Below are 25,749 nucleotides of genomic sequence, written 5' to 3' on the forward strand. Positions count from 1 at the left end.
GGACGATGCGACAGCTCAGGAACGGTGTTTTCTCTTTGAATGGGCGCGAGTGGTCCCTGCTCGTCGCCTGTATCTTGGCGATCATCGTCTTTTCTGTCGCATCGCCCTACTACGCCACCTCAGGCAATGCCGGGACGGTCTTGCGCAACAGCATCGAATTGCTGCTGGTCGGCTTGGGAATGATGCTGCTGCTGGCCATGGGCGGCATCGACGTGTCCGTCGGCGTCGTCATGGGCCTGGCGGCGATCGGCGTTGGCAGGGCGCTCGGAGCCGGCGTCGATCCCGTTCTCACTGCTTTTGTCGGCCCGCTGACAGGTGCGCTGCTGGGCCTGCTGACGGCCGCCGTCATCGTGCTTGGCCGGGTCCCCGCCATTGTCGGCACGCTTGGTCTTCTCGGTGTCTACCGCACGGCGATCTTCGTCCTGCTTGGCGGCCAATGGCTTTCCGGCCTGCCGACCGGCCTGACGCTGCTGCTTGGCACGACCATTCTCGGCCTGCCGGTCGCCGCCTGGGTGATCGCGCTCGCCTATCTCGCCGTCTGGATCGCGCTGAGGCGAACGCCCTTTGGCTTGCATCTTCTGGCCATCGGCAATTCGGAAGAAAAGGCGCGGCTGTCCGGCATCCCGGTCGTCAAGATCAGATTTGCGACCTTCATCGTCAGCGGCGCCCTCACCGGCCTCGCCGCCACCTTCTACGTCGCCAACTATCGCAACGTCGAAATGACAGTTGGCAGCACGCTGGCGCTTGATGCGATCGCCGCCGTGGTGCTTGGCGGCACCAGCATACTGGGCGGCAGATGCAGTCTTGTCGGCACTGTCCTTGGCGTGCTGCTCCTGAGGATCCTCCAGAACGGGCTGCTGCTGACAGGCGTTCCTTCGCTCTGGCAACCGGTGGTCACCGGCTCGTTGCTGATCGGCGTACTCGGTTTCGAGGTCCTTTCCAATCGTCTGTCCCTCTCACGGCTTGGGTGGGCCAGCAAATGAACCGCATCCGCAAGCTGCAAGGGCCAGCGCTCATTCTCGCTTTGTTGGCCCTGTTATGGATCATCGTGATCCTCGTCCTGCTTGTGTTGAAGCCGTCCGTGTTCAGCCTGGGGACGGTAACGACGATCCTCCAGTTCTCGACCATCCTGGCGCTCGTCGCTCTCGGACAGGCGATCGTCATCCTGGCTGGTGGAGCCGGCATCGATCTCTCCGTCGGCGGCATTGTTTCGCTGTCGGCCATAGCCGGCATGCTGGCCATGAAACTCGGGCTTCCTTCGTTTCTCCTGCCGCCTGCATGCATAATCGCCGGAGCCGCCCTCGGCGCCTTCAACGGCGTCCTCGTCACCAAGCTGTCCATCCTGCCGCTGATCGCGACGCTTGGCACGTTCTTCGTCTATTCGGGCCTGGCGTTGGCGCTGACCGGAGGCGCGGCGCAATCGGGTGTGCCGAGCTGGCTGCTGATCTGGGGGCGCGGCGTTTTCTCCGGCATTCCGGTTCCCTTCCTCACCATCGCAATTCCTGTCTTCGCCATCGCCGGGATCGTGCTGATGTGGACGGCCTGGGGCCGCTGGATCTACGCCATGGGGTTCAACGAGCGCTCGGCGCGTCTGGTCGGCATTCCGGTCGATCGCGCCCGGCTCATCCTCTACAGTTTGAGCGGCGTGCTTTCCGGAGCCGCCGCCCTGATCTCGCTGGCATGGCTCGGAAGCGGCCGGCCCAATATCGGGCAAAACCTCGAACTGGAATCGCTGACGGCCGCGATGCTGGGCGGCATTGCCATCTTGGGCGGCCGTGGCGGCGTCGGCGGTGTCTTTGCCGCCGTCATGCTCTTGGTAACGCTCAAGACCGGGCTCTTGCAGCTTAACGTCAACACCGTCTGGCAAGTGGGCATCGTCGGCGCTCTCCTGGTGTTCGTGCTTCTGGCCGATCGACTTTCCCAAAATTGGAGATAATTCATGCCGTCTTTCGAGGACATCATTGCCAAGCGGGTCGAGGCGGAAGCCGATCGCATCGTGCAAACATTGAGCGACCTCGTGTCGTTTCCGTCCATCGTCAAGTCGAACCCGAAAGACGCCGGCCCAGGCGAACGGGATTGCCAGCTCTATCTGCAAAAGAGGCTGGAGAAGCTGGGCTTCACCACCGATCTCTGGGATCCGGACGGGCCGGCACTTTACGAAAAATACAAAGGGCGTCCCGGCGCCAACAAGGGCCGGACCTTCGAAGGCAGGCCCAATCTCGGCGGCGTGCTCAAAGGCACGGGCGGCGGCCGCTCGATCATGCTTACCGGCCATATCGACGTCGTGCCGCCGGGTGCGCCCGAACACTGGACGACCGACCCGTTCCAGCCCGTCCTGAAGGACGGCTTTCTGCATGGCCGCGGCACCGTGGACATGAAAGGCGGTGTCGCCTGCATGCTGATGGCCGTGGAAATCCTCAGGGAGCTTCAGGTGCCCCTATCGGGCGACATCGTCTTTACGACCGTGGTTGACGAGGAGATCGGCGGCATGGGCTCGCTGGCGATGGTCGACCGCGGCTTTCGCGCCGATGCCGGTATCATGACGGAGCCGACGGCCAACAAGATCGCGCCCCTGTGCCACGGTATTCTCTGGGGACGGATCATCATCGACGGCATCGGCGGCCATGCCGAGCTGACACCGAATGCCTGGTATTCGAGCGGTCCGGTCGATGCCATTCAACTGTGCAGGCAGATGCTCGACGGCATCGACATATTGAACCGTCGCTGGATGTTCGACCCAAGCAAGAACCATCCTCTCATGGACCTGCCCAACCAGATCATCGTCACCCAGCTGAACGCCGGAGAACATCCCTCCTCCATGGCCGGCCGGGCGGAGATCGTCATCGATGCGCAATATCTGCCGAGCGAAAAGGACGAGTTCGGCCTCGGCGGCAAGGTCAAGCGCGAGATCGAGGAACATGTCCTGAACATCTGCCAGGCCGATCCCTATCTGCGCGAACATCCCGCCCGTGTGGAGTGGATCCTCGATGCCGACTGCGCCGAAATTCCAGCCGACAGCCCGTTCGTCGGCGTCTTCCAGGACGCGGTCGAGAGAGCAAACCTGTCGCCGGTCCTGTCGGGTTTCGGCGCGCACAGCGATATCGGTTTGCCGACGGGCTTGGGGAAAACCCCGACCGTCAATTTCGGCCCGGGCGATCCGGCCCAGGCGCATCAGCCCAACGAGCGCGTGTCGGTGCGTGATCTCATCGATTGCACGAAGGCGATCGCACTGGCGATTGAGCAATGGTGCCGGTGAGAGCGCGGTCCTTATTTGCCGCCGTTTTGTTCGAGGTCGTCGAAATAGACCTCGAAATAACGCCGCGCCAGGATCGAGGTAAGCGAGAACTTTCGCTCCGGGGCGACGATCAGGGATAATGTCAGCGGCGGAATGCTCTTGTCGCCAAGCGGCAGATATGTGAGGCCGTCCTTGGTGTCGGTCGATGATCTGTCGGAAATTGCGGTCAGGCCGAAGCCGCAGCCTTCCCGCACCATCGACCTCATCAGTTCCAGATTGTTCGTCGTCAGGATTGGCTGAAGCCGGGCCCTGCTCTTGGCGGCGGCGATGTCGACGATGTCGCGCAGGTGAACGCTGGCGTCTGGAACGATGGTTGGACGCTGAAAAAACTCGCTCAGCGATATGGACTTTCTGGGCCTCAGGTCGTTCTCGGCAGGCACGACCGCCCTGACGTTAAACCGCGCCGAGCGCGTGGCGGTTACCCCCGGCAGAGGTGGCGGGCTGAAGGTAAGGCCGAAATCGGCCTGACCGTCCAGCACCATCTGGCGTATCCGGTCCGGCTCGACAACCGCGACATGGTTGGCGATGCGCGGGTGATCCTTCATGAAGCTTGCCAGGGCACGCGGCAGGAAATCGAACACCGTTTCCTGAGACACCGCGATTTTCACCTCGCCTCGGCGCAGGCCCCTCAACTCTTCGATTTCGAAGCGAACACGGGCAAGATCCCTCTGCCAGCTCCGCACGCCGTGCAGGAGGATTTCGCCTGCCGAGGTGAGCCGCATTCCGCGCGGCAAGCGTTCGAAAAGGGCGACCCCTAGCGCTTCCTCCGCATGGATAAGCTGCTTGTCGATGGCCGAAGCCGACACATTCAGCTTATCCGCGGCCTTACGGATCGACCCCAACCGGGCGATTTCGTCCAGATAATTGGCGAACCGGGAAAACAGAACTCGCCGCATCGAGCGCCTTTCCGAGCGTCAAGAAAAAGAGAACGCTCAACACGTTTTTTTTCGTTTGTAATGATGCGCCCAATCGCCGTCTATCACGTTGCGCCTCGAATCTGCGGCGTATCCCACTATGAATGGGTCTCCCGGCCGACAAGAAGGAAGCCGCCCGTAATGCTTGTCCGTCAAGGCCAGTTGCCGCCAAACGTCAGGTGCCCAGGACGCGGATGCCCAAGGATCGGGTGCCCAAGGATAGGCTACCAAGAATGCTGATCGCCAAGCCCGAATTCTATCAGGCGGAAATAGCCGGCGAAGCGTTCAGCCTGCCGATCATCCAGCTCGACGACCGGCGGGCGATCGCCCTGCTGATGGTGATCGACATGGGCGTGCGCTTTGGCGATATCGTTGGCGAGGCCATCGCCCGGCATTTCGGGCCCTTCAAGCCCGACATCGTCGTCGGCAGCGCCACATTGGGAATTCCGATCGCGATCGAGGTTTCGCGCCGCCTCGGCAAGGACCAGTACGTGATTTTGCAGAAGTCGCCGAAGTTCCATCTTGCCGACGCAATGGTCGAGGACGTCCGCTCGATCACCACGGCCACACCGCAGCGGCTGCTGCTCGACCGGCGATCGATCACGCTTCTGCAGGGCAAACGCGTGCTGGTGGTCGACGACGTGGTGGCGACCGGTTCGAGCATGGCCGCCGCCATCCGCCTTGTGCGCCGTGCCGGCGCCGAGGTGCTGGGCGCCGGCGTCATTCTCACCGAGGGTCATTCCTGGCGCGACGCGCTCGGCAAGGATGCCGAACTGATCGAAAGCCTCGGCCATATTCCTCAGTTCGATGTCGTGGATGGCGTGGCGACGCCCGATCCGGCGACCGAAAGCGGCGCGTGGCCTGGCGGCGCGCCACGATTGGCCAGGACTGCGTCAAGGTAGGTGTGAAAAGAATGAAATCGTGTCCGGCGTGACGGTAGCGTTTCAACAAAAAGAAGAAGGCGGCTGAACGCATGCGGTTCGGCCTGTCTTACGAACAATGGATGGGAGGACTTCGATCGGGACACTCGCTGTTCCGGTCGCGTGTTGCGTTAACTCCGGCTCTGCCGGGTATGTCCTGACAAATGCAAACAAGGGGAACAGTCAAATGCAGTCATCAACAATATCGCAAGACGAAGGCAACACCCTCTTCCCGATCGTGCTTTCCATCGTCGCAGCCGCGGCGACAGGCGTCCTGTGGGCGTATGCCAACCCGATCCAACTGGTGCCAGGCGTAATCCAATGGCGGATTTTCGCCTTTCTGCCGCCTTTGATCGGCATCCTGCTCGGCTGGCGCAGCGGCTTTATCTGCGGCTACCTCGGCACCATCGTCTGGTCTCTTCTGGCCGGCACGTTCATCCCTGCCCATTCGTTGCTGGTCGACGGCATAATGGTCGGATTGACCGGCCTGATCCCGGGGATGCTGTTCGATCCGTCGAAATTGACGTTCGACCGCGGCGTGCTGATCAGGATCGCCCTGGTCTGCTTGGTCGTTGGAGTGGTGATGGTGGCGGCCGTGTCGGCAAGCCTCGCCTATCTCGGCATCTTCCCGTTCTGGTGGGCGTTCGGCTATATCGGCCTCTCCGACATCGTGCCGATGGTCATCGGAACCCCGCTGCTGATCGTTCCGGCGCTGAAGATTCTGAAAGCCGCTCATCCGGCGGGTTTCAAACGCTTCTGAACGGCGGCAGCGTATCGAAGTGCTGAATATCGCGAATCTGAACCTCGGTTTCGGCGGGCCCGCCCAGGTCGTCGCCGAAGCCACATGCAGCGTGGCGGACGGTCAGCGGCTGCTGATCTGCGGCGCGGCCGGCAGCGGCAAGACGACGTTCCTGAATGCAGCGGCAGGCCTCATCCCGAGATTGCTGGCGATCCCATACTTTAGCGGAGACGTCACCCTCAGAGGGCGTCCGGTCTCCACCATCGCCAAGGACGAGCTGTTCAGCACGGTCGGCTTCGTGTCGCAGAATGTCGAGGACCAGCTATGGGATCTCAGTGTCGAGGACGCCATTGCCTTTCCGATGGAAAACCGCGGCATCGACAAGGAGAAGATCCGCGCCCGGCTTGAGGAGCTGATCGACGGCCTCAGGCTGGCGCCGCTTCTGGGGCGCCGCGTGCTGACCTTGTCCGGCGGCGAACGCCGCATGGTTGCAATCGCCGCGGCCCTGGCGTCGAACCCGGCCCTGCTGGTGCTCGACGAGCCGACGACCGGGCTCGATCCGCAGGCGCGCGAAAGGCTGTCGCGCACGCTGCGCGAAGCGGCGGCCTCGGTCTCGGCTCTTCTGGTGTCGGAGCAGGACCCCGCCTCCCTGCGTTCCGTCGTCGACACCATCGTCCTCTTGAAGGAGAGGCGGCTGTCGGCGCCGTACCGCCGCGACGACATCCTGCCGCTGGAACGGCCCTGGCTGGAGGCAGGCATCCTGCCGCCGAACCGGACCCGCTCGCAGCGAAAGCCGGCTAATCCCGGCGCGGTGCTGCTTGAAATATCCGGCTTGACGACGCGGCTGGCGCGATCGGACGGCAAGCCGGTGCTAAGGGATGTCGGTTTTCAGATCAGGGCAGGCGAAGCCGTCGCGCTGATCGGCCGCAACGGTGCGGGCAAGACGACGCTGTTCAAGTCCATCCTCGGGCTTGCCAGGATCGCCTCCGGCTCGATCCTCCTTGACGGTGCCGACGCAGACGGCTGGACCGCCGCCCGGCGTGCCCGCAAGGTCGCCTACGTGCCGCAGAACATGCGCCATATCCTGTTCAACATGACGGTGATCGGCGAGGTCGTGTTCTCCATCACCGCTTCGACCGCGACGACAGCCGACAAGGCAGTGGCCGATCGGGCCGCCGCCATGCTGGCACGCTACGGCCTTTCCGGACTTGCGCAAGCCAATCCCTTCGCACTGTCCGCGCGCCAGCTGGCGCTGCTCGGCCTGGCCTGCGCCGATGCCGCCGGCGCACCCGTGGCCATCGTCGACGAGCCGCTGCTGGCGCGCGATGTCGAAGGGCGCCGCATGCTCGATATATTTCTCTCCTCCATGCTCGATTCCGGCCGCGCGGTGATGCTGATCTCGCACGATCTGGAACTGGTGGACGATGTCGCCACGCGCCTGATGATCCTGGACGACGGCGGGATCGCCTTTGACGGCGCGGTGATGGACGGCTGGAAGAGCCCGACCTTCGCAGCCCTTGGCTGGGCCGAGCCCTACGCCACACCGAAGCTCGGAGGTGTCGCATGAGCCAGATGCACGACCTCAACTTCTTCGTTAAGCTGGCGCTTGCTTTCGCGGTCATGGCGGTGGCCTGGCTGGTACCGGGCTGGCGGTTCGGCGTGCCTTTTGCCGTGCTCTGCGTGCTGGTGCTATGGGCGATAGGCGTCCCTGGCCTGCGCGGATACGTCAAGGGCGCGCTGCTGCTCACCGCCATGGTCATGGCGAGCTGGCTGGTCAATCTGTTTTTCCAGGGCGTCGGCATCGGCGACGCCCTGCCCGTGGCGGCGGCGATGGCTGCCCGGCTGATCGCCACGACGGCGGCGTTCTATTTCGTCATGGAGACGAGTTCGCCGGGGTCGATCCTCGCCGCCGCCAGCGCCGCGCGGCTGCCGCCGATAGCGACCCTGGTCCTGTCCCTCACCTTCGGCATCATTCCGATGCTGCGCGACGATTTCGAGCGCATTGCCGATGCCCAGCGCGCGCGTGGCATGGAAGTCGACGACGTCGCCTTGCCGACGAAGCTGCGCTTCGCGCTGGCGCGCGGCGTGCCGCTGCTGGTGCAGGCGATCCGCATGGCGCATGCGATTTCCTTTTCCCTCGCCATCTACGGGTTCGACCTCAAGCGCAACCGCACGACGTGGCGCAATGTCGGCCTGATGGTCGAACCTCGCTTCCCCTGGAAGGACACCAATGATGAAACCTGACAAATCGGAGCTTGCCGCCCACCAGCTTTGGACGGTCGATGTCGCCGGCTATCCGGTCGAGCTGCCGATTGTGCCGATCAAGCCCGACTTTGCCATTTCCCTGATGATGGTGATCGATCTCGGCGTGAGGTTCGGCGAACATGTCGGCCGCGAGCTTGCCGCGAGGCTGGCGCCGCTGAAGCCTGACATCATCGTCGGCGCCGCCACTCTCGGCATTCCGGTTGCAATCGAGGTGACGCGGGCGCTTGGCCAGGATCACTATGTTATCTTGCAGAAATCACCCAAGATCCACCTGACCGACGCGCTCGAACAGCGCATCTCGTCGATCACCTCCAAGGGCGAGCAGCGCCTGCTTCTCGACAGGGAGGCAATCCCGCTGCTGGCGGGCCGGCGCGTCGTGGTGGTCGACGACGTCGTGGCTTCCGGGTCCAGCCTCAAGGGAGCGCTCGAACTGGTACGCCGCGCCGGTGGCGATGTCGTCGGCATAGGCGTCATCCTCACCGAGGCGCGCGACTGGCAGGAAGCGCTGGGAGCGGATTGCGCGCTGCTCCACAGCCTCGCTCACATACCCCAGTTCACCAGCCACGGTGCGGCCGGATGGGTGCCTATTGCGGAAACCTTCCTGTAGTGCTCCGTGCCCATGTGGTCATCGCGGCGCATCGATCGCTGCAATCTCCCTAAGTGAAAGCGACCGCTGCCGAGTTGCTCAAGGCAATTCAGCATTGCAGGTGCCGGCGATCTGGCCGACGGCCTCGCTGGCCCCGGCAAGGTCGAAATCGGCCTCGCCTCGCCCCGACAGCAGCCCGAACCGCCAGGATAGCAGCAGCCGGTTCGCCGAAACCAGGCGCCTGACGCCGTCGGCGCCATCGCGGACCAGCATCCTGCCGCGCGTGCCGACCGCCCAGCTTTCGCTGACCTTCTTGCCCTGGTCGGCGGTCACCGACATGGTGATCGTGCCTCTGGCGGAGACGGCATCGTTCACATGCAGCCATTCGCTCCAGCGCGGTTCACCGTCCTTGCGGCAGGCGATGGTCAGCACCGGGCTGTAGCTCAAGGCGCCGCCGCCGGTGATCAGCTTGTTGGTGGCATAGAGCGAGGCCGTGACCAGGCCGTCGCTGCCCTCGTCGAAGCGCCAATTGTCGAGCGCGGCGCCGGCCTGGGCGACGCCGCAGACCGAGGCAAGCAGCAATGCCGTGGCGATCGCGCCTCCGATACCAACGAGTAACCTCAACGATGCCTCCAGCAGCCCTGCGCTTCGCAACACAGCGCAGATAATGATCAAGGCTTCGTATCGCCAGTCGCTACCTCTCACTTGCCCGGATGCCTGTTGCCGCGGCGCCACAACGAAGAAGGCGGTCTTTGGCAACCTGTTCTTCGATGTAGCCTTCCCAGGCTTTTCCACATCATTGCTATGCTTTTTCGGTCGATCCGAAGACCGCACTAGAATTTCGACGGCAAATCAAGCTATGATGCAACAGGCATTTTCCCGGGACGGCTTCGCGCCCCCTGAAATGTCGGGAGGAACGGGACATGGCCATAGCGCTTGTACTCGTTTTGATTGTCGTGGGCTCAGTGTTGTTCCACTTCCTGAGCCCATGGTGGTGGACGCCGATTGCTTCCAATTGGGACTATATCGACAACACCATCATCATTACCTTCTGGATCACCGGCGTCGTCTTCGCCGCCGTCGTCCTATTCATGGCCTATTGCGTCTTCCGCTTCCGTCATCGTGAAGGGAACCGGGCGGCGTATGAACCGGAGAGCAAGCGGCTTGAATGGTGGCTGACGGTCGTCACCGCGGCTGGAGTCACCGCCTTGCTGGTTCCGGGCCTGTTCGTCTGGAACCGCTTCGTCAATGTTCCGAGCGACGCGACCGATGTCGAAGTCGTCGGCCAGCAATGGCAGTGGAGTTTCCGCCTGCCCGGCAAGGACGGCAAGCTCGGCACATCCGACACCCGTGACGTCACGCCCGAGAATCCGCTGGGCGTGATCGCCAGCGATCCCAATGGCCAGGACGATGTCGTCGTCGAGGCGGCCGATCTGCACCTGCCGGTCGGCAAGCCGGTCAAGATGCTGCTCCGCTCGATCGATGTGCTGCATGATTTCTATGTGCCGGAATTCCGTGCCAAGATGGACATGATCCCGGGCTCCGTTACCTATTTCTGGTTCACCCCGACCAAGACCGGAACCTTCCAGGTCCTGTGCGCCGAACTTTGCGGCCAGGGGCATTCCTTGATGCATGGTGTGGTCATGGTCGATAGCCAGGAAGACTATCTGGCCTGGCTCGGTGAACAGCAGACTTTCGCGCAATTGACGGCGCCTGAGCAGACGGGCTCGGCCGACCAGATACCGGGAAAGACGATCGCGTCAGGTCAGGAAATTGCAGCAGAGCTCGAAACGGTCGGGTCTCGCTGAAAAGGGCACGGAGGTGCTCCCATGGTCGATGTCACGCCTGCAGATGCCATCCCGCCGGCCGAAGTCGCGGAAATGGAACTCTACCATCCGCATAGCTGGTGGACGAAGTATGTCTTCTCGCAGGACGCCAAGGTCATCGCCATCCAGTATTCGGCGACGGCGACGGCGATCGGCTTTGTCGCCCTGGTGCTGTCCTGGCTGATGCGGCTGCAGCTTGGCTTCCCCGGCACGTTCGACTTCATCACCCCGGAAGCCTACTATCAGTTCATCACCATGCACGGCATGATCATGGTGATCTACCTGCTCACGGCACTGTTCCTCGGCGGCTTCGGCAATTATCTGATCCCGCTGATGGTCGGCGCTCGCGACATGGTTTTCCCCTATGTCAACATGCTGAGCTACTGGATCTACCTGCTCGCCGTGCTGGTTCTGGTGGCGAGCTTTTTTGCGCCCGGCGGACCGACCGGCGCAGGTTGGACGCTCTACCCGCCGCAAGCCATCATGACCGGCACGCCAGGCGGCCAGGACTGGGGCATCATGCTGATGCTGGTCTCGCTGATCCTGTTCATCATCGGCTTCACGATGGGCGGCCTGAACTACGTCGTGACGGTGCTGCAGGGCCGCACGCGCGGCATGACGCTGATGCGCCTGCCGCTGACTGTCTGGGGCATCTTCACCGCGACCGTCATGGCGCTGCTTGCCTTCCCGGCGCTGTTCGTCGCCTGCGTGATGATGTTGTTCGACCGCGCGCTCGGCACCTCCTTCTTCATGCCGGCGATCGTCGAGATGGGCGAACAATTGCAGCATAGCGGCGGCAGCCCGATCCTGTTCCAGCACCTGTTCTGGTTCTTCGGCCATCCCGAGGTCTACATCGTCGCGCTGCCGGCCTTCGGCATCGTGTCCGACCTGATCAGCGTCCACGCACGCAAGAACATCTTCGGCTACCGCATGATGGTCTGGGCCATCATCGGCATCGGCGCGCTGAGCTTCGTGGTCTGGGCGCACCACATGTATGTCAGCGGCATGCATCCCTATTTCGGCTTCTTCTTCGCCACCACGACATTGATCATCGCCGTCCCGACGGCCATCAAGGTCTACAATTGGGTGCTGACGCTGTGGCGCGGCGACATCCACCTCACAATACCGATGCTTTTTGCCCTGGCTTTCATCGTCACCTTCGTCAATGGCGGCTTGACCGGGCTGTTTCTCGGCAATGTCGTCGTCGACGTTCCGCTGTCGGACACGATGTTCGTCGTCGCCCATTTCCATATGGTCATGGGCGTCGCCCCGATCGTCGTGATCTTCGGCGCGATCTACCACTGGTACCCGAAGGTCACCGGCCGGATGCTGGACGAGAGGCTGGGCCAGTTCCATTTCTGGGTGACGTTCCTCGGCGCCTATCTGATTTTCTTCCCCATGCATTATATCGGCCTGATGGGCGTGCCGCGGCGCTACAACGAACTGACCGACGTGACTGTCATGACGGAGTCGGCGCAGCATCTGAATTCGTTCATCTCCATCATGGCGTTCATTGTCGGCTTTGCGCAGATCGTCTTCCTGTTCAATCTGATCTGGAGCATCCGCCATGGCCGCGAGGCCGGCGGCAACCCGTGGCGGGCGACGACGCTCGAATGGCAAACGCCGCAGACACCGCCTGCCCACGGCAATTTTGGCAAGGAACTGCCGATCGTCTATCGCTGGGCTTATGACTACAGCGTGCCCGGCGCCAAGGAGGACTTCATCCCGCAGAACATGCCGGGCGCCTTCGGCACCTCCAGGGAGCCGGCATGAGCGTCATCCTGGTCTTCTTGGCTGTGATCGCCGGCTTTGGCGGATGGTGGCTTTCCCATCAGCGGCTGATGGCGAAGCCATGGCTCGAACAAGGTGTGATCGGGGACCTTGTCGGCATGGAAGGCTCGGCGCTGCCGACCGCCAAGATCGGCCTTGGCGTCTTCCTCGCCGTCGTCGGTTGCCTGTTCGCGCTGTTCACCAGCGCCTACTTCATGCGCATGGAGCTGTCGGACTGGCAGCCGCTGCCGATCCCGCGCCTGCTCTGGTTCAACACCGGGGTGCTGGTGCTGAGCAGCGTTGCGTTGCAATGCGCCTCGGTCGCCGCGCGCAAGGGCCAGATCGACACAGTCAGGCTCGGCCTTACCACCGCCGGGCTCACGGCGCTCGCCTTCCTGGTCGGACAGCTCGTGGCATGGCGGGAACTGACCGCCGACGGCTATCTGCTGACCGCCAATCCGGCCAACAGTTTCTTTTACCTGATAACCGGGATGCATGGCCTGCACATACTGGGAGGACTGGTGGCGCTGGGCAGAACGACCGCCGGCGCCTGGAACGGCGCGCGGCCGCAGCGGCTTCGCCTCAGCGTCGAACTCTGCGCCATGTATTGGCATTTCCTGCTTTTCGTCTGGCTCGCCATCTTTGCGCTTCTGGCCGGCTGGGCGGCGACGTTCATCGACATTTGCCGGCAGTTGCTGACCTAAGGGGATCGGGCTGATGACGGAGACGACACTGACGCATATCGGCCAAACAGAGCCCCGCCCCGCCGGCTGGCAAGGCATCGCCGCCGACTGGTCGTCGGATCAGCGCGCGTTCAAGAACGTGTCCTGGGGCAAGGCCATGATGTGGATCTTCCTGCTCAGCGACACCTTCGTCTTCGGCTGCTTCCTGCTCTCCTACATGACCGCACGCATGTCCACGCGGGTGCCCTGGCCCAATCCGAGCGAGGTCTTTGCCCTTCATATAGGCGGCTCGAACGTTCCGCTGATCCTCATCGCCATCATGACCTTTGTGCTGATCTCGAGCAGCGGAACCATGGCCATGGCGGTCAACTTCGGCTATCGCCGCGACCGCCGCAAGACGGCGATCCTGATGCTTCTGACCGCGGTGCTCGGCGCGACCTTTGTCGGCATGCAAGCCTTCGAATGGACCAAACTGATCACCGAAGGGGTGCGCCCCTGGGGCAACCCCTGGGGCGCCGCGCAGTTCGGATCATCCTTCTTCATGATCACCGGCTTCCACGGCACGCATGTGACGATCGGCGTGATCTTCCTGGTCATCGTGGCGAGAAAGGTCTGGCGCGGCGATTACGACACCGGACGACCCGGCTTCTTCACCAGCCGCAAGGGCCACTACGAGAATGTCGAGATCATGGGGCTATACTGGCATTTCGTCGATCTGGTCTGGGTGTTCATTTTCGCATTCTTCTATCTTTGGTGAGAGGCAGATATGGCTGAAGCAACCGCAAACGGCCTGGGGCAACACGCACTTCACGCGGCGCATGAAGCGCCAGCGGCCGGGGTCGCCCAAGCGGAGGTTCATCAAGAGCATCCGATCAAGCTCTATCTGGTGGTCTGGGCATGGCTGTTCATCCTCAGCGCCTGCTCCTACATGGTCGATTATTTCGGCGTCCACGGCTATCTCAGATGGTCGCTGATCCTGATCTTCATGATGCTGAAGGCAGGGCTGATCGTTGCCGTCTTCATGCATATGGCCTGGGAGCGGCTGGCGCTGACCTATGCGATCATCCTGCCGCCGGTGCTGGTGCTGGTGTTCGTGGCAATGATGGTCTTCGAAGCGGATTACACGCTGCTCACGCGACTGTCATTCTTCGGCGCCGGCCCCTGACGCGCGGCGCGTCCGGATCGACGCTCTTCGCCGCTCGAACCAGCCTGCCGCGCCGGCGCTCTCGCCGATGCGGCAAGGCAGGGTTCTTTCAGGTCGCCGGTCTGGCGGACGCCGGCGGTTCCACGACCTTGCGGTAAACGTGCCAGGTGGCGTGACCGAGGATCGGCAGCACGACCGCCAGCCCCGCGAACACCGGCACCGAGCCGATGATCAGGGCGACGGCGACGATCAATCCCCAGACAGCCATGGTGATCGGGTTCGCCAGCACCGCCCGCACTGAAGTGTGAATGGCTTCGTAAGCGCCGACGTCGCGGTCGAGCAGCAGCGGGAAGGCGACGACCGTTGTGCACAACACCACCACGGCGAAGACGAAGCCGATGGCGTGCCCGAGGATAATCAGCGTCCAGCCGCGACCGGTTGCGAATATCTCATTGATGAAGCCGGATATCGATGCCGGCGGAGCCGGGCCAAAGAGATATTGGTAGAACAACTGCGCCGTCAAAAGCCAGGTGATGAAGATTGCCAGCAGCATGATCCCGACCGCCGCGATCGCCGGCAAGGCCGGAGAATTCCTGACCTCGAAAGCGTGCCGCCAGGACGTATCGAGCCCGGCCTCCCGCCTGCGGCTTATCTCATAGAGGCCGATCGCCGCAAACGGACCGATCAGCGCGAAGCCGGACACCAGCGGAAACAGAAGCGGCAACGCGTTGGCGCCCGATGTCCAGGCCGCGAGCACGACGCCGACGAGCGGATAGATCAGGCAGAGAAAGACGATATGCGAGGGCTTGACCATGAAATCGTCGACGCCGCGCCTGAGCGCGTCGAAGAGGTCGGAAACACCGATCTTTCTGACTTTCGTATGCTCCAGCGTCTCGCTGGCGCCTGCTATCACGTGAAAGCTTGCCATGACCATTCCTCCAGATCAGGTCCGGCGAGGTCGCGAGTTTCAATGGTGCTACCGTTCGGCGTGATTGGCCACGCACAATCGCGACCGCACCATGATCAACATACTCTCTTGCGGGAGATTTGTCGCCCTTTGTCAGAGAGGTTTGATATCGTCAGGCTAGCTCTGGAAGCCTTTCTTCGATATTCTTTGCGTGTCGAAGGTAGAGCTCATGGACGGAAAGACTGTTCTCATACTGGGCCTCGGCATAGTTATTCTGCTGCTGCTGGGATTCTGTGCGCTGCCGGTGTGACGTATGAGCCCCGGCCCATGTCTTCCGTGCGGCAACTGCCGGCCTCGAAGCAGCAGGTACCCAAGGAAAGACTGGTCGTGCCGTCAATTTCCGGCAGACATGACCGCGCGCATCGCGATGGTGTCGGCAAGCAGCATGGCGAAGATCGCAAAAAGATAGAAAATCGAATAGGCAAACAGCGCTTTTGCGAATTTTGTCTCCTGATCGGGAAAGACCAGAAGCTTCCAGGCGTGCCAGATGAAGCCCGCGCCCAATGCAGCCGAAACGATTCCGTAGAATCCGCTCGCGAATCCGAACGCCCAGGGCAGCACGGCGACTGGCGCCAGAAGCAGCGAATAGGCAAGGATTTGTTTTCTGGTCGAAGCCTGTCCGGCGACATTCGGCATCATCGGGATGCCGGCCGCCGCGTAATCACCGACCTTGAACAGCGCGAGCGCCCAGAAATGCGGCGGCGTCCACAGGAACACGATCAGAAACAGAATGACGCTTTCAATGCCGATGCCGCCAGTGGCGGCCGCCCACCCGATGACCGGAGGAAGAGCGCCGGCGGCGCCGCCGATGACGATATTCTGCGGCGTCGAGCGCTTCAGCCACATCGTATAGATGACGACATAGAAGAAGATAGTGAAGGCCAGCAGCGATGCCGCAAGCCACCCCACCAGCACCCCGAGCGTCATGACCGAAAGTGCAGAAAGCACCAGGCCGAAGCCGAGAGCTTCGCCCGGCGTGACGCGGCCTGACGGAATCGGTCGCTTTGACGTGCGCGACATCAGCGCGTCGATATCGGCGTCGTACCACATGTTAAGCGCGCCGGCCGCTCCTGCTCCAACGGCAATTGCGCCGATTGCAACCAGGGCGATGACCGGGTTCATCGCCTCCGGCGCCACCATCAGCCCGACGAAAGCGGTGAAGACAGCCAGCGCCATGACACGTGGTTTCAGAAGCGCGAAGAAATCGGCTGCAGTCGCTTCCGAGAGGCGGATGCTGGTATCCCCAAGGCGGCTTTCCCTAGTCGACATTTCCAGGCGACCACTAATGAAATCGGGTTACTTCCTGCGGAAGAACCGGGTTACTTTGAGAATTGCTTCAGATAGGCGATGACATTGGCGACGTCTTCGTCCTTCTTGAGGCCGGGAAACGCCATCTTCGAGCCTTTGACCATGGCCTTGGGATCGTGAAGATAGGTTGTCAGCGTAGGCTCATCCCATACAACGCCCGACTTGCCGGCCGCCACCATGGCTTCGGAATATTTGAAATCCGGATGCGTGCCGGCCGTCCGGCCAATGACGCCGTTCAACGATGGGCCGACCTTGTTCTTGTCCTCGTCCGCGACGTGGCAGACCTTGCATTTGGTGAAGACCTTCTCACCCGCCGCGGCATCCTGCGCCTGGCATTGGCCCGTGATCAAAGTCGCAACGGACATGACGGCGAAAAACGCAGTTGCGCGCATGGCATCTCCTCACCGATCGCCAAGATATGGACGATCCACGCGTGCCGATGCTTGAGCCGGCATGCGCCTTGCTCGACGAAGCGGAATATCGCTTCTCCTCCCTGTAACTACGGCATTTTGCATACCACAGAATCTGGCCGGCAGATAGCAGAAGCCAATCATGCCGTGTCATTTCAGTCTCTTGGTAGCTTCAGGTGCTGGCTTCTTCTTGGATTCTTCCGCCGCGTCGCCCTCGAAAACCCGTTAGAGGCAGGCGGCCATCAGCGTGTCGGTCTCGATTCCGGGTGCGGAGAATTCCTGGACGAAGTTCCCGTCCTTCAACACCAGGACCCGGTCGCAGACCTTCGGCAGTTCCTCGATCTCGCTGGACACGAAGATGATGCTTTTGCCCTCCGCGGCGAGCTGGCGGATGATGGCATAGATTTGCGACTTCGCTTCGACATCGACGCCACGGGTCGGCTCGTCGAGCAGCAGAATACGGCTGCCCGCATAGACCCAGCGGCCGATCACCACTTTCTGCTGGTTGCCGCCCGAGAGCGTGCCGACCGGCGTGTCGATACGCGCCGTCTTGATGCCGATGCGGCGGACGATGTCACCTGCCGCTTCCGCCATTCTCGATGCCGAGATGACGCCGCTCACCGCCACTTTCGAGAAATCGGTGGCGACAGTGTTCTCGTCGACGCCGAGCAGCGGCATGATGCCGTCCTCCTTGCGGCTTTCCGGCGTCATGCCGATGCCGCTCTTGACCCGCTCGCCATACGAGGCGCGGGTGATGTCCTTGTCATCGAGCAGCACGGCGCCGGCGCGCACGCCATCGAGGCCGCCGATCGCCCTCAGCAGCTCGGTTCGCCCTGAGCCGAGCAGGCCGGCAAAACCCAGCACCTCGCCGCGCTTCAGATCGAACGAGACCCCCGAAAGCTTCGGCGGCACGGCAAGATCGCGCACCGACAGCACGGTATCGCCTCCCCTCGCCTCGCCGACCAGGCGATCCTCCTGTTCGCTGCGGCCAAGCATCAGCCGGATGATCTCGGCGGTGTCGGCGCCGGCGACCTCGACAGTCCCTGCCACCTTGCCGTCGCGCATCACCGTGGCGGCCTGGGCGATCTGCCGGATCTCGCTCATACGATGGCTGACATAGATCACCGCGATGCCGGCGGCGGCCAGGCTGCGCACGGCCTTGAACAGGAACTGGACCTCGGCGGCCGCGAGCGAACTGGTCGGCTCGTCGAGGATGACGAGCTTCGGTTCGCCGATCATGACGCGGGCGATCTCGACGAGTTGTCGTTCGGCTGGGCTCAGCGTCGCGACGCGCCGACGCGGATCGAGCGTCAGCCCAAGCCGGGCCAGCGTCTCGCGCGCCCGATGCTCCATTTCGCCATGGGAGAGCACGCCCATGCTGGACGGCCAGCGGCCGAGGAACAGGTTCTCGGCAATGCTCATGCCGACGATCAGGCTGAGTTCCTGATAGACGGCCCGCACACCGAGCCGGGCCGCTTCGACCGTGCGCTGGGTGCCAGAACCAGTCAGTGCCGCGCCGTCGATCGTTACCTCGCCGCTATCGGGCATGGTGGCCCCGGTCAGCAGTCGGATCAGAGTCGATTTTCCCGCGCCGTTCTTGCCGAGCAAGGCGCGGACTTCGCCCCGGCCGATCTCGAAATCGACATCGTCCAGCGCCAGCACGCCGGGATAGCGCTTGGTGGCGCCACGCACCGCGGCTACCAAGGGCTGCGGGTCCTGCTGGCGGGCGGTCTGCATCGCTGGTCCTCCCGATCCGTCAGGCGCCGAAAATGCGGCGTTCGCGATAGCGCGTAACCAGGATATTGGCGAGCACGGCTGCGACGATGATGACGCCGCGCACCACTTCCTGGAAGAACGGATTGATGCCGCGCAGCACCAGCCCGTTCCCGATCAACGTAATGACGAAGACGCCGAGCAACGTGCCGAGCATCGAGCCGCGCCCGCCCGACAGCGCCGTGCCGCCGATGACGACGGCGGCGATCACGTCGAATTCGAGGCCGGAGGCGGTGCCGGCATTGCCGGAGCCGAGCCGCGCGGTCAAAAGCACGCCGGCAAGTGCCGCCATCACGCCCGACGTGGTGAAGATCAGCACACGAATGCGCGCGACGTTGATGCCGCAGAGTTCCGCGGCATTGGCATTCCCGCCGACGGCGAAGATCGACCGGCCATAGGCGGTCTTCTGGCTGACGAAGGAAAAGATTGCGAACAGCACCAGCATGACGATGGCGGAGGTTGGGATGCCGAACATGTTATCGGCAAGGATGTCGAGAAAGGCGTTGTCGGGAAAGGTGACGGGCAGCGCGTTGGTGGTGAAGAACGACATGCCGCGCAGCGCGCTCCACAGGCCGAGCGTGGCGACGAAGGACGGCACCCCGAAATAGGCGCGCAACGATCCGGCAAAGGTGCCGAGCGCGCCGCCGATGGCGAGCGCCGCCAGGATGGCCAGCGCAACGTTGACATCGGCCTTCAGCATGAAGGCGAGGCAGACGGAGGTGAAGGCGACCATCGGCCCGACGCTGACGTCGATCTCGCCGGCGATGATGATCAGCGTCACCGCCCAGGCGGCGATCGCGATGGAAGCAGCGTCGCGCAACAGCGAGAGATGGTTGTTGGCCGACAGAAAGCCGTTGGTGGTCGCGCCGAAGCCGAAATAGAGGACGAGCAGGATGACGATCAGGCCGATCTCGTTCATATCGAGCGCGAACAGGCGAAAGCCGCGCCGATGGTTGGTTGTGGTCGCGCTCATCGCAGTCTTCCTCGTCAAGGCCGGTGGCATGTATAGCGAACGGAGCCCGTGAGGCTTTCACCGGGGCCTAACCTCACCAGCCCGCCGCCGGAGGCCATGTTATGCCCGTCGGCGCTGTGGCTCATCGGTTCGAAACAAAAGAAATCATAGTCGTAGCCGGCATCGAAGGCCGGATCGGAGACAAAGACCAGATAGCGGGAAAAGATCGGGTCGGCAGCGATCTCCAACGAAAGCCTGCGCTCCGGCCAGTCGATATCAGCCCTGCCGTTCCAGCCCTCGAAAACCGTGTTCACCCAGCGGCGCGGCACGCCGCGCGGCTGGGCGAAGTCGATGTCGCCGGCGACCGGATGCTCGACAGTCGGCAGCCAGGAGGAATCTTCGTCCCAACAGGAGCGAGCGGCAGCCTTGAGCGTCGTCCCTTTCGTCAGCGGAAAATAGGGATGCCAGCCAAGACCGAACGGCAGCGCGAACTCGCCGCGGTTGGTGACGGACAGCGTCGTCGTCAGCGTGGGGCCGTCGATCGAAAAGCGTTGTTCGGCATCATAGGCGTACGGCGTGCCGGTGCCGCGATGGCTGAATGCAAGTGCGATCTCCGTGCCTATGTGGCGGACAATCTGCCATTCGCTGGTCCAGCCGTCGCCATGCAGATAGTGCCTGTCCCAGTCCATGTTGGGTTTGAGCGAATATTCACGGCCTTCGAAGGTAAAGCGGTTACCCCGCACCCGGTTGCCGAAAGGCACCAGCGGAAAGCAGCCCGATTTCAACGCCGCGCGTTCCCGCCCTTGCGGTGGCTCGCGAAACAGCGGCATCTCCACGCCGTCCGACCGGGAAAGGAACCGCCAGATCACTCCGCCGGTGGTGGTGACGGTTAGGCTCAGCGCTTCGTTGGCGATTTCGATATCGGCCATCGCTCAGTCCGGAAATTCGACGATGACTTTTCCGGAGCGTCCGCCTGCCATCAGCGCATAGGCCTCGGTCGCCTTTTCCAGCGGGAAAGCGTCGGTGATGATGTCGTGCGGGTGCAGGCCCCAGGCGTCGAGATCCTCGCAGCACTGATCCATATTGTGAACGCTGGTCACCCACGAGCCGTAGATGGTCCGCTGGCGGTGCAGAAGGTCGTCGCTGACGTCGAACTCGACCTTGCCGGTTTCGCCGATATAGACGCAGCGTCCCCAGGTGCGCGTCGCCTGCAGCGCCAGCACCCGGCCACGCGGATTGCCCGAGCAGTCGATGGCGACCGCTGCACCGCCCTTGGTCAATTCATTGATGGCGCCGAGCGCCTCCGGCCCGGCGACGAGGCCGTGATCGAGCAGGCCGAGCTTCCTCGCCGTCTCGACCCGATCGGGCTGGGTATCGACACCGATTGCCAGGCGCGCACCACGGCCCTTGGCCAGCATCAGCGCGGCCATGCCGACCGGCCCGAGGCCGACGACGAGCACGGCATCGCTGCCCGAAACATTGCCGCGCAGCACAGCCTCGTAAGCGGTGCCGACGCCGCAAGAGATGAAACAGCCGTCGCGATAGGACAGTGTGTCGGGCAGATGCACGAGGTCGCGCTCGTCGGCGACGAGATATTCGGCATGGCCGCCATCGCGCTGCCAGCCATAGGCGGCGCGCTGCGGATCGGTGCAGGAGATCTGAAAACCCTTGCGGCAGTTGCGGCAAAAGCCGCAGCCGGAAATGTGATAGACGGCGACACGGTCGCCCGGCTTGAAATGCCGGCAGCCGGCGCCCAGCTCGACCACCTGACCCGCCGGCTCGTGCCCCGCCACCACGCCCTGATAGGAGGTGCGCGGATCGTCGCCGAGATGCTTGTGGTAGATGTAGTGGATGTCGCTGCCGCAGATACCGGACGCTTTCATCTTCAGCAGCACTTGGCCGATGCCCGGCTGCGGGCGGTCGATCTCGCGCAGGTCGACAGTGGAATTGCCTGGCAGGTAGGCGGCAAGCATCTTTGGCATGGTCAGGCTCCGGACCCCGGCTCTTTCGGCCGCGGGCAGTATCCGAGATTGTCGGTTTCCCGAAAAGTTGTCAGTTCCCGAAAGGACTGGCCGCCGCAATGCGGCGGCCAGCATCGCATGGTTGGGGAGGATGCGATCAGGAAAGGCCGTCCTTGTGGGTTTCGAGCCACTTCTTGGCATCGTCGGCCGATTTGAAGATCGATATGCCCATGGGCACGATGATATCGGCGGCCTTCTTGCCCTCGGCGCCGTTCAGCGCCTGTTCGAGCGCCAGCTTGCCGATGCCCTGGCCCGACACGTCGGCGACTGCCTTCATCACCGAGAAATCGGCGAGTTCGGTCGCGGCCGAGGACGTCATGTCGGCGGCGAAGACGACGACCTTTCCGGTCAGGCCGCGCTGCTTGATGGTGCGCACCGCGCCGGTGCCGGCATCGCCGCCCTCGCCGAAGAAAGCGTTGATGTCGGGATTGGCCGACAGCATCTGGTCGCTCACCGACACGGCATCATCGAGCACGGTGCCGCGCTGGTTCGCCGAGATGACATAGCCGGGAACCTTGGCCTTGAGTGCTGCCTCAAAGCCTTCGCGGCGCTTGACGCAGACTTCCACGAATTCGCAGTTCAGCACGCCGATCTTCGGCTCCTTGATGCCCTGGGCGATGAAATAGTCGGCCGCGACGTCGCCGAGCTGGCGGCCAAACTCCGTCGGATCGGCGACCGCATAGGCATAGACATATTTCTTCATGTCGGCGTCGTTGATGCAGGTGTTGTAGCACACGACCGGAATGCCGGCCTCATGCGCCCGCTTGATGGCGCGCACCGAACCGTCGGCGGAGACGGCTGACAGGATGATCGCCTTGACGTCGGCCGAGATCAGGCGGTCGATGAAAGAGGCTTCTGCGCCGGGATCGGCGCGCGCATTGGTCTCGAGCAGGTCGATCTTCTTGCCCATCGAATTGGCGCCGTCCTGGATGCCCTTGCGCACGGCGGCATAGAAGCCGACGTCGTCGAGATAGATGGCGCCAACTCCGGTCGAATCGGCCAGTGCCGGAGCGGCCGCCGAGGCAAACGTGGCCGCCGCAAGTGCTGCAATTGCAAACTGCTTTATGGATTTCATGTCGTCCTCCCAACGGATGGTGAATTGCGCCCGTCGCGGCGCCGCAGCCAAATCGGACTGCGGGCAACCTATTCCTACGGGACTTGCCCAATCCGAGATCGACGCTAGCATCTAGATCGGATCAAACTGATTTATAGATACTATGTTTGGCGCGGCTGTCAACGCCTTTCTGGGGCACCATAGAGCAGGATTGCGCCAGATTTGCTGCATCGCAGCATCACAATTGACGTTGAACGCACCATCAAAGTCGACTAACGTGCGATATAGATATGATCTATTAAGCGATTGCGCGGGAGTTCCCAGGTGAAGATCACAGGCATCGAGACCCGCGTGGTCAATGCGGAAATGCGAAACTGGGTGTTCGTAAAGGTGCTGACCGATGAGCCGGGGCTGCATGGCTGGGGCGAAGCGACACTGGAATGGAAGACAAGGGCCGTGGTCGGCGCGGTCGAGGATCTGGCGCCGCTGATCGTCGGGCGCGACCCTCGCGACATCGAACAGGCCGTTCGGGTCATGCGCAAACAATCGTTCTGGCGGCTCGGCGCCATCGGTATGAGTGCGATCTCCGGCATCGAGATGGCCTTGTGGGATATCATGGGCAAGCATTTCGGCGTGCCCGTCTGGCGTCTGCTTGGCGGCAAGGTGCGCGACAAGGTCGGCGTATATACCCATCTCGGCCTTGGCGACATGCGTGCCGTCTACGAGACGATGGAGACCGATCCGCTGGTCGAGCGCGCGCATGCCGTGGTCGCGAAAGGCTATCGCGCCTTCAAGGCGGTGTTCATTCCCTACACCCACTACCATGCGCCGCTGCCCGATGTGGATAAGGTGGCGCGGCTGATGGAGGCGCTGCGCAAGGCGGTTGGCCCAGGAATTGAGATCATGGTCGATTTTCATGGCCGCCCGGCGTCGGTTGGCGCGGCACTTGCCTATATCGACGCCCTCGCCCCCGGCCGGCCGATGTTTGTCGAGGAGCCGCTGCCGCCCGGCGACACGGCCGGGCTGAAGGCGCTCGCCGCCCGCACCTCGGTGCCGCTGGCGACCGGCGAGCGGCTGGTCGAACGCGCGGAGTTCGTCGACTTGCTGTCGGCCAGCGCGGTCAGCATCATCCAGCCCGATATCTGCCATTGCGGCGGCCTCTCGGAGGCCAAGAAGATCGCGGCCCATGCCGAGGCCGTCGGCGTCGGCGTCGCTCCTCATAACCCGCTCGGGCCGATCGCCGGCGTCGCCGCCCTGCACTTCGCCGTCTCGACGCCAAACCATGTCATCCAGGAGGAAATGGTCGGCGCGGTGCCGTGGTATTTCGACGTGGTCGAGGGTCCGATCCGCATGGTCGACGGTTTCTGGCAGGTGCCGGACGCACCCGGTCTGGGCATCGAGGTTGACGAGGCGGCTTGCGCGCGCCATCCCTTCGCGCCCGAGGTGCTGCACACGCAGAACGCCGTGATGCCGGACGGCACGATCGTCGACTGGTGAGGACGAAATGACTGGACGCCTGCAGGACAAGGTCGCGATCATAACCGGCGCCGGGCGCGGCATCGGCGAAGCGATTGCCCGCGTCTTCCATCGCGAAGGCGCGAAGGTCGTCATCGCCGAGATCGACGAGGCGACCGGCGAGGCGGTCGCAAAGGATCTTTCGCCAAACAGGACAAGCGTCCTGTTTGTGCCGTGCGACGTCCGCCAGACCGCTTCCGTCGAAGCCGTCGCTGCGCTGGCGAAAGAGAGCTTTGGCCGGATCGACATCCTCGTCAACAATGCCGGCATCAACGTCTTCCACGATCCGCTGGAGACGAGCGAGGCCGAATGGCGGCGCTGCTTCGACATCGATCTCGACGGCGTCTGGCGCATGAGCAAGGCCGTGCTGCCGGCCATGCTCGACCAGGGCGCCGGCTCGATCGTCAACATCGCCTCCACGCACAGTTTTTCGATCATCCCAGGTTGCTTCCCCTACCCCGTCGCCAAGCACGGGCTCCTCGGCCTTACCCGCGCGCTCGGCATCGACTACGCGGCCAGGGGAGTGCGGGTGAACGCCATCGCGCCCGGCTACATCGAGACGCAGATCGCCGTCGACTACTGGAACACGTTTCCGGACCCCGAGGCGGAGCGGCGGCGTACCTATGATTTGCATCCGCAAAAGCGCATCGGCAAACCCGAGGAGGTGGCCATGACGGCGCTGTTCCTCGCCTCCGACGAGGCGCCCTTCCTCAACGCCGCCTGCATCGTCGTCGATGGCGGCCGCTCGGTGCTCTATCATGACTGACCGCGTCGTTGCGCGGCGCGCCGGTCGCGCCTATGAGTTGCAGGCTGGAGAAGGGTCGGGAAATCATGGCGTCTGATCTTGGCGTGGCTGAAGACGGTTCGTTGCGCCGCGTCGAGACCGAAGGCGGTGGTGGCAGCCGTATCCACGATTCCGTGGTCAACGTGCTTGGCAGCCGCATCCTTGGCGGCGCCTATCGGCCGGGCGAAGTGCTGCCGCGCGAGGAAGAGCTCTGTGCCATGCTCGGCGTCAGCCGCACCTCGGTGCGCGAAGCGGTCAAGGTGCTGTCGGCCAAGGGGCTGGTGGAGGCGCGCCGCCGGGTCGGCGTGCGCGTGCTGTCGCGCGACGACTGGCGGCTGCTCGATCCGGTGGTGCTGAGCTGGCACCCGGATATCCAGAACGACAGCGAATTGATCTCCGGCCTGATCGAGGCGCGCCGCATCTTCGAACCGGCAGCCGCCGAGCTCGCCGCCAGGCGCGGCACCGGCTCCGATCTCGCCGCGATCGAGGCGGCCTTCAACGCCATGCGCGATTCGATCCCGCATGACCTCGACGGCGTTTGCCGGGCGGACCTTGCCTTCCACCGCAGCGTGATCGCGGCCAGCCACAACGTCGTTCTGAAGGGACTGATCGGGATGCTGGAGGCGGCACTGAGCGCGTCCTTCCTCGTCACCAACAGGCTGATGGAAGCGCAGTCGCGGGCGCTTGCCGCGCATCAGGCCGTGCTCGAGGCGATCCGCATGCGCGACACCGCCGGAGCCAGGGCCGCGATGAACCGGCTGCTCGACATCGCCGCCGACGATCTGCAAGTCGCCTAAAAAGGAAAAGGCCGCCACGAGGGCGG

At 63.2% G+C, this 25,749-nt stretch carries 26 protein-coding genes; 16 read left to right on the plus strand and 10 right to left on the minus strand.

Annotation, left to right across the window (positions count from 1 at the left end):
- Positions 1 to 5 precede the first annotated feature (5 nt).
- The 3 genes from C9427_RS05075 to C9427_RS05085 are packed head-to-tail and all read left to right on the plus strand — an operon-like array spanning position 6 to position 3,256.
- Complete coding sequence (locus C9427_RS05075) at positions 6 to 983, plus strand: ABC transporter permease (RefSeq protein WP_107648083.1); 978 nt, start codon at positions 6 to 8, stop codon at positions 981 to 983.
- A complete protein-coding gene (locus C9427_RS05080) occupies positions 980 to 1,936 on the plus strand; it encodes an ABC transporter permease (protein WP_107648084.1) in 957 nt (318 codons plus the stop codon). The genes C9427_RS05075 and C9427_RS05080 overlap by 4 nt, the downstream gene beginning before the upstream one ends.
- Positions 1,937 to 1,939: 3 nt before the next feature.
- Positions 1,940 to 3,256 (plus strand): M20 family metallopeptidase, encoded by a 1,317-nt coding sequence (locus C9427_RS05085; RefSeq protein ID WP_107648085.1) that lies wholly within the window; start codon positions 1,940 to 1,942, stop codon positions 3,254 to 3,256.
- Positions 3,257 to 3,267: 11 nt separating this feature from the next.
- Here the strand turns inward: C9427_RS05085 and C9427_RS05090 are convergent, their stop codons facing one another.
- Positions 3,268 to 4,191 carry a LysR family transcriptional regulator gene (locus C9427_RS05090; RefSeq protein ID WP_107648086.1) on the minus strand — a complete coding sequence of 308 codons (924 nt, stop codon included), beginning with the start codon at positions 4,189 to 4,191 and terminating at the stop codon, positions 3,268 to 3,270.
- 251 nt (positions 4,192 to 4,442) lie between these two features.
- On the opposite strand from C9427_RS05090, the gene C9427_RS05095 reads away from it, so the two are divergent.
- From C9427_RS05095 to C9427_RS05115, 5 genes are all read left to right on the plus strand, one after another.
- Complete coding sequence (locus C9427_RS05095; RefSeq protein WP_107648087.1) at positions 4,443 to 5,111, plus strand: phosphoribosyltransferase family protein; 669 nt, start codon at positions 4,443 to 4,445, stop codon at positions 5,109 to 5,111.
- A gap of 205 nt (positions 5,112 to 5,316) precedes the next feature.
- The gene (locus C9427_RS05100; RefSeq protein ID WP_107648088.1) at positions 5,317 to 5,889 is read left to right on the plus strand and encodes an aminotriazole resistance protein; all 573 of its coding nucleotides are present in this window, start codon (positions 5,317 to 5,319) and stop codon (positions 5,887 to 5,889) included.
- 19 nt (positions 5,890 to 5,908) lie between these two features.
- Positions 5,909 to 7,435, plus strand: a complete 1,527-nt coding sequence (locus C9427_RS05105; RefSeq protein ID WP_107648089.1) for an ABC transporter ATP-binding protein — start codon at positions 5,909 to 5,911, stop codon at positions 7,433 to 7,435.
- Complete coding sequence (locus C9427_RS05110; protein ID WP_107648090.1) at positions 7,432 to 8,112, plus strand: energy-coupling factor transporter transmembrane component T family protein; 681 nt, start codon at positions 7,432 to 7,434, stop codon at positions 8,110 to 8,112. Before C9427_RS05105 ends, C9427_RS05110 begins: the two co-directional genes overlap by 4 nt.
- Before the next feature lie 106 nt (positions 8,113 to 8,218).
- Positions 8,219 to 8,740: a phosphoribosyltransferase family protein gene (locus tag C9427_RS05115; RefSeq protein WP_425351631.1), complete on the plus strand. Its 522-nt coding sequence runs from the start codon at positions 8,219 to 8,221 to the stop codon at positions 8,738 to 8,740.
- A 78-nt stretch (positions 8,741 to 8,818) separates the two neighbouring features.
- Here C9427_RS05115 and C9427_RS05120 read toward each other — a convergent pair whose 3' ends face one another.
- Positions 8,819 to 9,343 (minus strand): hypothetical protein, encoded by a 525-nt coding sequence (locus tag C9427_RS05120; RefSeq protein ID WP_107648201.1) that lies wholly within the window; start codon positions 9,341 to 9,343, stop codon positions 8,819 to 8,821.
- Between the two features lie 299 nt (positions 9,344 to 9,642).
- Here C9427_RS05120 and coxB point away from each other — a divergent pair, with 299 nt between their 5' ends.
- Genes coxB through C9427_RS05145 form a run of 5 tightly spaced genes read left to right on the plus strand, consistent with a single transcriptional unit; the run spans position 9,643 to position 14,163 of the window.
- Positions 9,643 to 10,527, plus strand: coding sequence for a cytochrome c oxidase subunit II (gene coxB / locus C9427_RS05125; RefSeq protein ID WP_107648092.1), 885 nt, complete (start codon positions 9,643 to 9,645; stop codon positions 10,525 to 10,527).
- A 21-nt stretch (positions 10,528 to 10,548) separates the two neighbouring features.
- Positions 10,549 to 12,318, plus strand: a complete 1,770-nt coding sequence (gene ctaD, locus C9427_RS05130; RefSeq protein WP_107648093.1) for a cytochrome c oxidase subunit I — start codon at positions 10,549 to 10,551, stop codon at positions 12,316 to 12,318.
- Positions 12,315 to 13,019, plus strand: coding sequence for a cytochrome c oxidase subunit 3 (locus tag C9427_RS05135; RefSeq protein ID WP_107648094.1), 705 nt, complete (start codon positions 12,315 to 12,317; stop codon positions 13,017 to 13,019). Before ctaD ends, C9427_RS05135 begins: the two co-directional genes overlap by 4 nt.
- A 13-nt stretch (positions 13,020 to 13,032) precedes the next feature.
- Positions 13,033 to 13,755, plus strand: a complete 723-nt coding sequence (locus C9427_RS05140; protein ID WP_107648095.1) for a heme-copper oxidase subunit III family protein — start codon at positions 13,033 to 13,035, stop codon at positions 13,753 to 13,755.
- A gap of 9 nt (positions 13,756 to 13,764) precedes the next feature.
- On the plus strand, positions 13,765 to 14,163 hold the full coding sequence (locus C9427_RS05145; RefSeq protein ID WP_107648096.1) for a cytochrome C oxidase subunit IV family protein: 399 nt from the start codon (positions 13,765 to 13,767) through the stop codon (positions 14,161 to 14,163).
- Between the two features lie 88 nt (positions 14,164 to 14,251).
- Here C9427_RS05145 and C9427_RS05150 read toward each other — a convergent pair whose 3' ends face one another.
- From C9427_RS05150 to C9427_RS05185, 8 genes are all read right to left on the minus strand, one after another.
- The gene (locus C9427_RS05150; RefSeq protein WP_107648202.1) at positions 14,252 to 15,070 is read right to left on the minus strand and encodes a DUF2189 domain-containing protein; all 819 of its coding nucleotides are present in this window, start codon (positions 15,068 to 15,070) and stop codon (positions 14,252 to 14,254) included.
- 372 nt (positions 15,071 to 15,442) lie between these two features.
- Entirely contained in the window at positions 15,443 to 16,378 is a 936-nt protein-coding gene (locus C9427_RS05155; protein ID WP_107648097.1) for a heme o synthase, read from the minus strand.
- Positions 16,379 to 16,428: 50 nt separating this feature from the next.
- The gene (locus tag C9427_RS05160) at positions 16,429 to 16,809 is read right to left on the minus strand and encodes a c-type cytochrome (protein ID WP_107648098.1); all 381 of its coding nucleotides are present in this window, start codon (positions 16,807 to 16,809) and stop codon (positions 16,429 to 16,431) included.
- A gap of 243 nt (positions 16,810 to 17,052) precedes the next feature.
- On the minus strand, positions 17,053 to 18,564 hold the full coding sequence (locus C9427_RS05165) for a sugar ABC transporter ATP-binding protein (RefSeq protein ID WP_107648099.1): 1,512 nt from the start codon (positions 18,562 to 18,564) through the stop codon (positions 17,053 to 17,055).
- Between the two features lie 19 nt (positions 18,565 to 18,583).
- Complete coding sequence (locus tag C9427_RS05170) at positions 18,584 to 19,573, minus strand: ABC transporter permease (protein ID WP_107648100.1); 990 nt, start codon at positions 19,571 to 19,573, stop codon at positions 18,584 to 18,586.
- A gap of 14 nt (positions 19,574 to 19,587) precedes the next feature.
- A complete protein-coding gene (locus C9427_RS05175; RefSeq protein ID WP_107648101.1) occupies positions 19,588 to 20,481 on the minus strand; it encodes an aldose 1-epimerase in 894 nt (297 codons plus the stop codon).
- Between the two features lie 3 nt (positions 20,482 to 20,484).
- On the minus strand, positions 20,485 to 21,534 hold the full coding sequence (locus C9427_RS05180; RefSeq protein WP_107648102.1) for a zinc-dependent alcohol dehydrogenase family protein: 1,050 nt from the start codon (positions 21,532 to 21,534) through the stop codon (positions 20,485 to 20,487).
- A 136-nt stretch (positions 21,535 to 21,670) separates the two neighbouring features.
- Positions 21,671 to 22,648 carry a substrate-binding domain-containing protein gene (locus tag C9427_RS05185; RefSeq protein ID WP_107648103.1) on the minus strand — a complete coding sequence of 326 codons (978 nt, stop codon included), beginning with the start codon at positions 22,646 to 22,648 and terminating at the stop codon, positions 21,671 to 21,673.
- 303 nt (positions 22,649 to 22,951) lie between these two features.
- Between C9427_RS05185 and dgoD the strand changes: the two genes are divergently transcribed.
- The 3 genes from dgoD (at position 22,952) to C9427_RS05200 (ending at position 25,723) form a co-directional block, all read left to right on the plus strand.
- Complete coding sequence (gene dgoD / locus C9427_RS05190; RefSeq protein ID WP_107648104.1) at positions 22,952 to 24,124, plus strand: galactonate dehydratase; 1,173 nt, start codon at positions 22,952 to 22,954, stop codon at positions 24,122 to 24,124.
- A gap of 7 nt (positions 24,125 to 24,131) precedes the next feature.
- Entirely contained in the window at positions 24,132 to 24,908 is a 777-nt protein-coding gene (locus tag C9427_RS05195) for an SDR family oxidoreductase (protein WP_107648105.1), read from the plus strand.
- A gap of 65 nt (positions 24,909 to 24,973) precedes the next feature.
- Complete coding sequence (locus C9427_RS05200) at positions 24,974 to 25,723, plus strand: FadR/GntR family transcriptional regulator (protein ID WP_133117269.1); 750 nt, start codon at positions 24,974 to 24,976, stop codon at positions 25,721 to 25,723.
- Positions 25,724 to 25,749 lie beyond the last annotated feature (26 nt).

The organism is Mesorhizobium helmanticense (assembly GCF_003034915.1).
Classification (GTDB): domain Bacteria; phylum Pseudomonadota; class Alphaproteobacteria; order Rhizobiales; family Rhizobiaceae; genus Mesorhizobium; species Mesorhizobium helmanticense.

What these genes read in the sequence shown, in the direction of transcription:
- C9427_RS05075 (WP_107648083.1), top strand. Translation starts at nt 6, where the DNA reads ATGCGACAGCTCAGGAACGGTGTTTTCTCTTTGAATGGGCGCGAGTGG.
- C9427_RS05080 (WP_107648084.1), top strand. Translation starts at nt 980, where the DNA reads ATGAACCGCATCCGCAAGCTGCAAGGGCCAGCGCTCATTCTCGCTTTG.
- C9427_RS05085 (WP_107648085.1), top strand. Translation starts at nt 1,940, where the DNA reads ATGCCGTCTTTCGAGGACATCATTGCCAAGCGGGTCGAGGCGGAAGCC.
- C9427_RS05090 (WP_107648086.1), bottom strand. Translation starts at nt 4,191, where the DNA reads ATGCGGCGAGTTCTGTTTTCCCGGTTCGCCAATTATCTGGACGAAATC.
- C9427_RS05095 (WP_107648087.1), top strand. Translation starts at nt 4,443, where the DNA reads ATGCTGATCGCCAAGCCCGAATTCTATCAGGCGGAAATAGCCGGCGAA.
- C9427_RS05100 (WP_107648088.1), top strand. Translation starts at nt 5,317, where the DNA reads ATGCAGTCATCAACAATATCGCAAGACGAAGGCAACACCCTCTTCCCG.
- C9427_RS05110 (WP_107648090.1), top strand. Translation starts at nt 7,432, where the DNA reads ATGAGCCAGATGCACGACCTCAACTTCTTCGTTAAGCTGGCGCTTGCT.
- C9427_RS05115 (WP_425351631.1), top strand. Translation starts at nt 8,219, where the DNA reads ATGGTGATCGATCTCGGCGTGAGGTTCGGCGAACATGTCGGCCGCGAG.
- coxB (WP_107648092.1), top strand. Translation starts at nt 9,643, where the DNA reads ATGGCCATAGCGCTTGTACTCGTTTTGATTGTCGTGGGCTCAGTGTTG.
- ctaD (WP_107648093.1), top strand. Translation starts at nt 10,549, where the DNA reads ATGGTCGATGTCACGCCTGCAGATGCCATCCCGCCGGCCGAAGTCGCG.
- C9427_RS05135 (WP_107648094.1), top strand. Translation starts at nt 12,315, where the DNA reads ATGAGCGTCATCCTGGTCTTCTTGGCTGTGATCGCCGGCTTTGGCGGA.
- C9427_RS05140 (WP_107648095.1), top strand. Translation starts at nt 13,033, where the DNA reads ATGACGGAGACGACACTGACGCATATCGGCCAAACAGAGCCCCGCCCC.
- C9427_RS05145 (WP_107648096.1), top strand. Translation starts at nt 13,765, where the DNA reads ATGGCTGAAGCAACCGCAAACGGCCTGGGGCAACACGCACTTCACGCG.
- C9427_RS05150 (WP_107648202.1), bottom strand. Translation starts at nt 15,070, where the DNA reads ATGGCAAGCTTTCACGTGATAGCAGGCGCCAGCGAGACGCTGGAGCAT.
- C9427_RS05155 (WP_107648097.1), bottom strand. Translation starts at nt 16,378, where the DNA reads ATGTCGACTAGGGAAAGCCGCCTTGGGGATACCAGCATCCGCCTCTCG.
- C9427_RS05160 (WP_107648098.1), bottom strand. Translation starts at nt 16,809, where the DNA reads ATGCGCGCAACTGCGTTTTTCGCCGTCATGTCCGTTGCGACTTTGATC.
- C9427_RS05165 (WP_107648099.1), bottom strand. Translation starts at nt 18,564, where the DNA reads ATGCAGACCGCCCGCCAGCAGGACCCGCAGCCCTTGGTAGCCGCGGTG.
- C9427_RS05170 (WP_107648100.1), bottom strand. Translation starts at nt 19,573, where the DNA reads ATGAGCGCGACCACAACCAACCATCGGCGCGGCTTTCGCCTGTTCGCG.
- C9427_RS05175 (WP_107648101.1), bottom strand. Translation starts at nt 20,481, where the DNA reads ATGGCCGATATCGAAATCGCCAACGAAGCGCTGAGCCTAACCGTCACC.
- C9427_RS05180 (WP_107648102.1), bottom strand. Translation starts at nt 21,534, where the DNA reads ATGCCAAAGATGCTTGCCGCCTACCTGCCAGGCAATTCCACTGTCGAC.
- C9427_RS05185 (WP_107648103.1), bottom strand. Translation starts at nt 22,648, where the DNA reads ATGAAATCCATAAAGCAGTTTGCAATTGCAGCACTTGCGGCGGCCACG.
- C9427_RS05195 (WP_107648105.1), top strand. Translation starts at nt 24,132, where the DNA reads ATGACTGGACGCCTGCAGGACAAGGTCGCGATCATAACCGGCGCCGGG.
- C9427_RS05200 (WP_133117269.1), top strand. Translation starts at nt 24,974, where the DNA reads ATGGCGTCTGATCTTGGCGTGGCTGAAGACGGTTCGTTGCGCCGCGTC.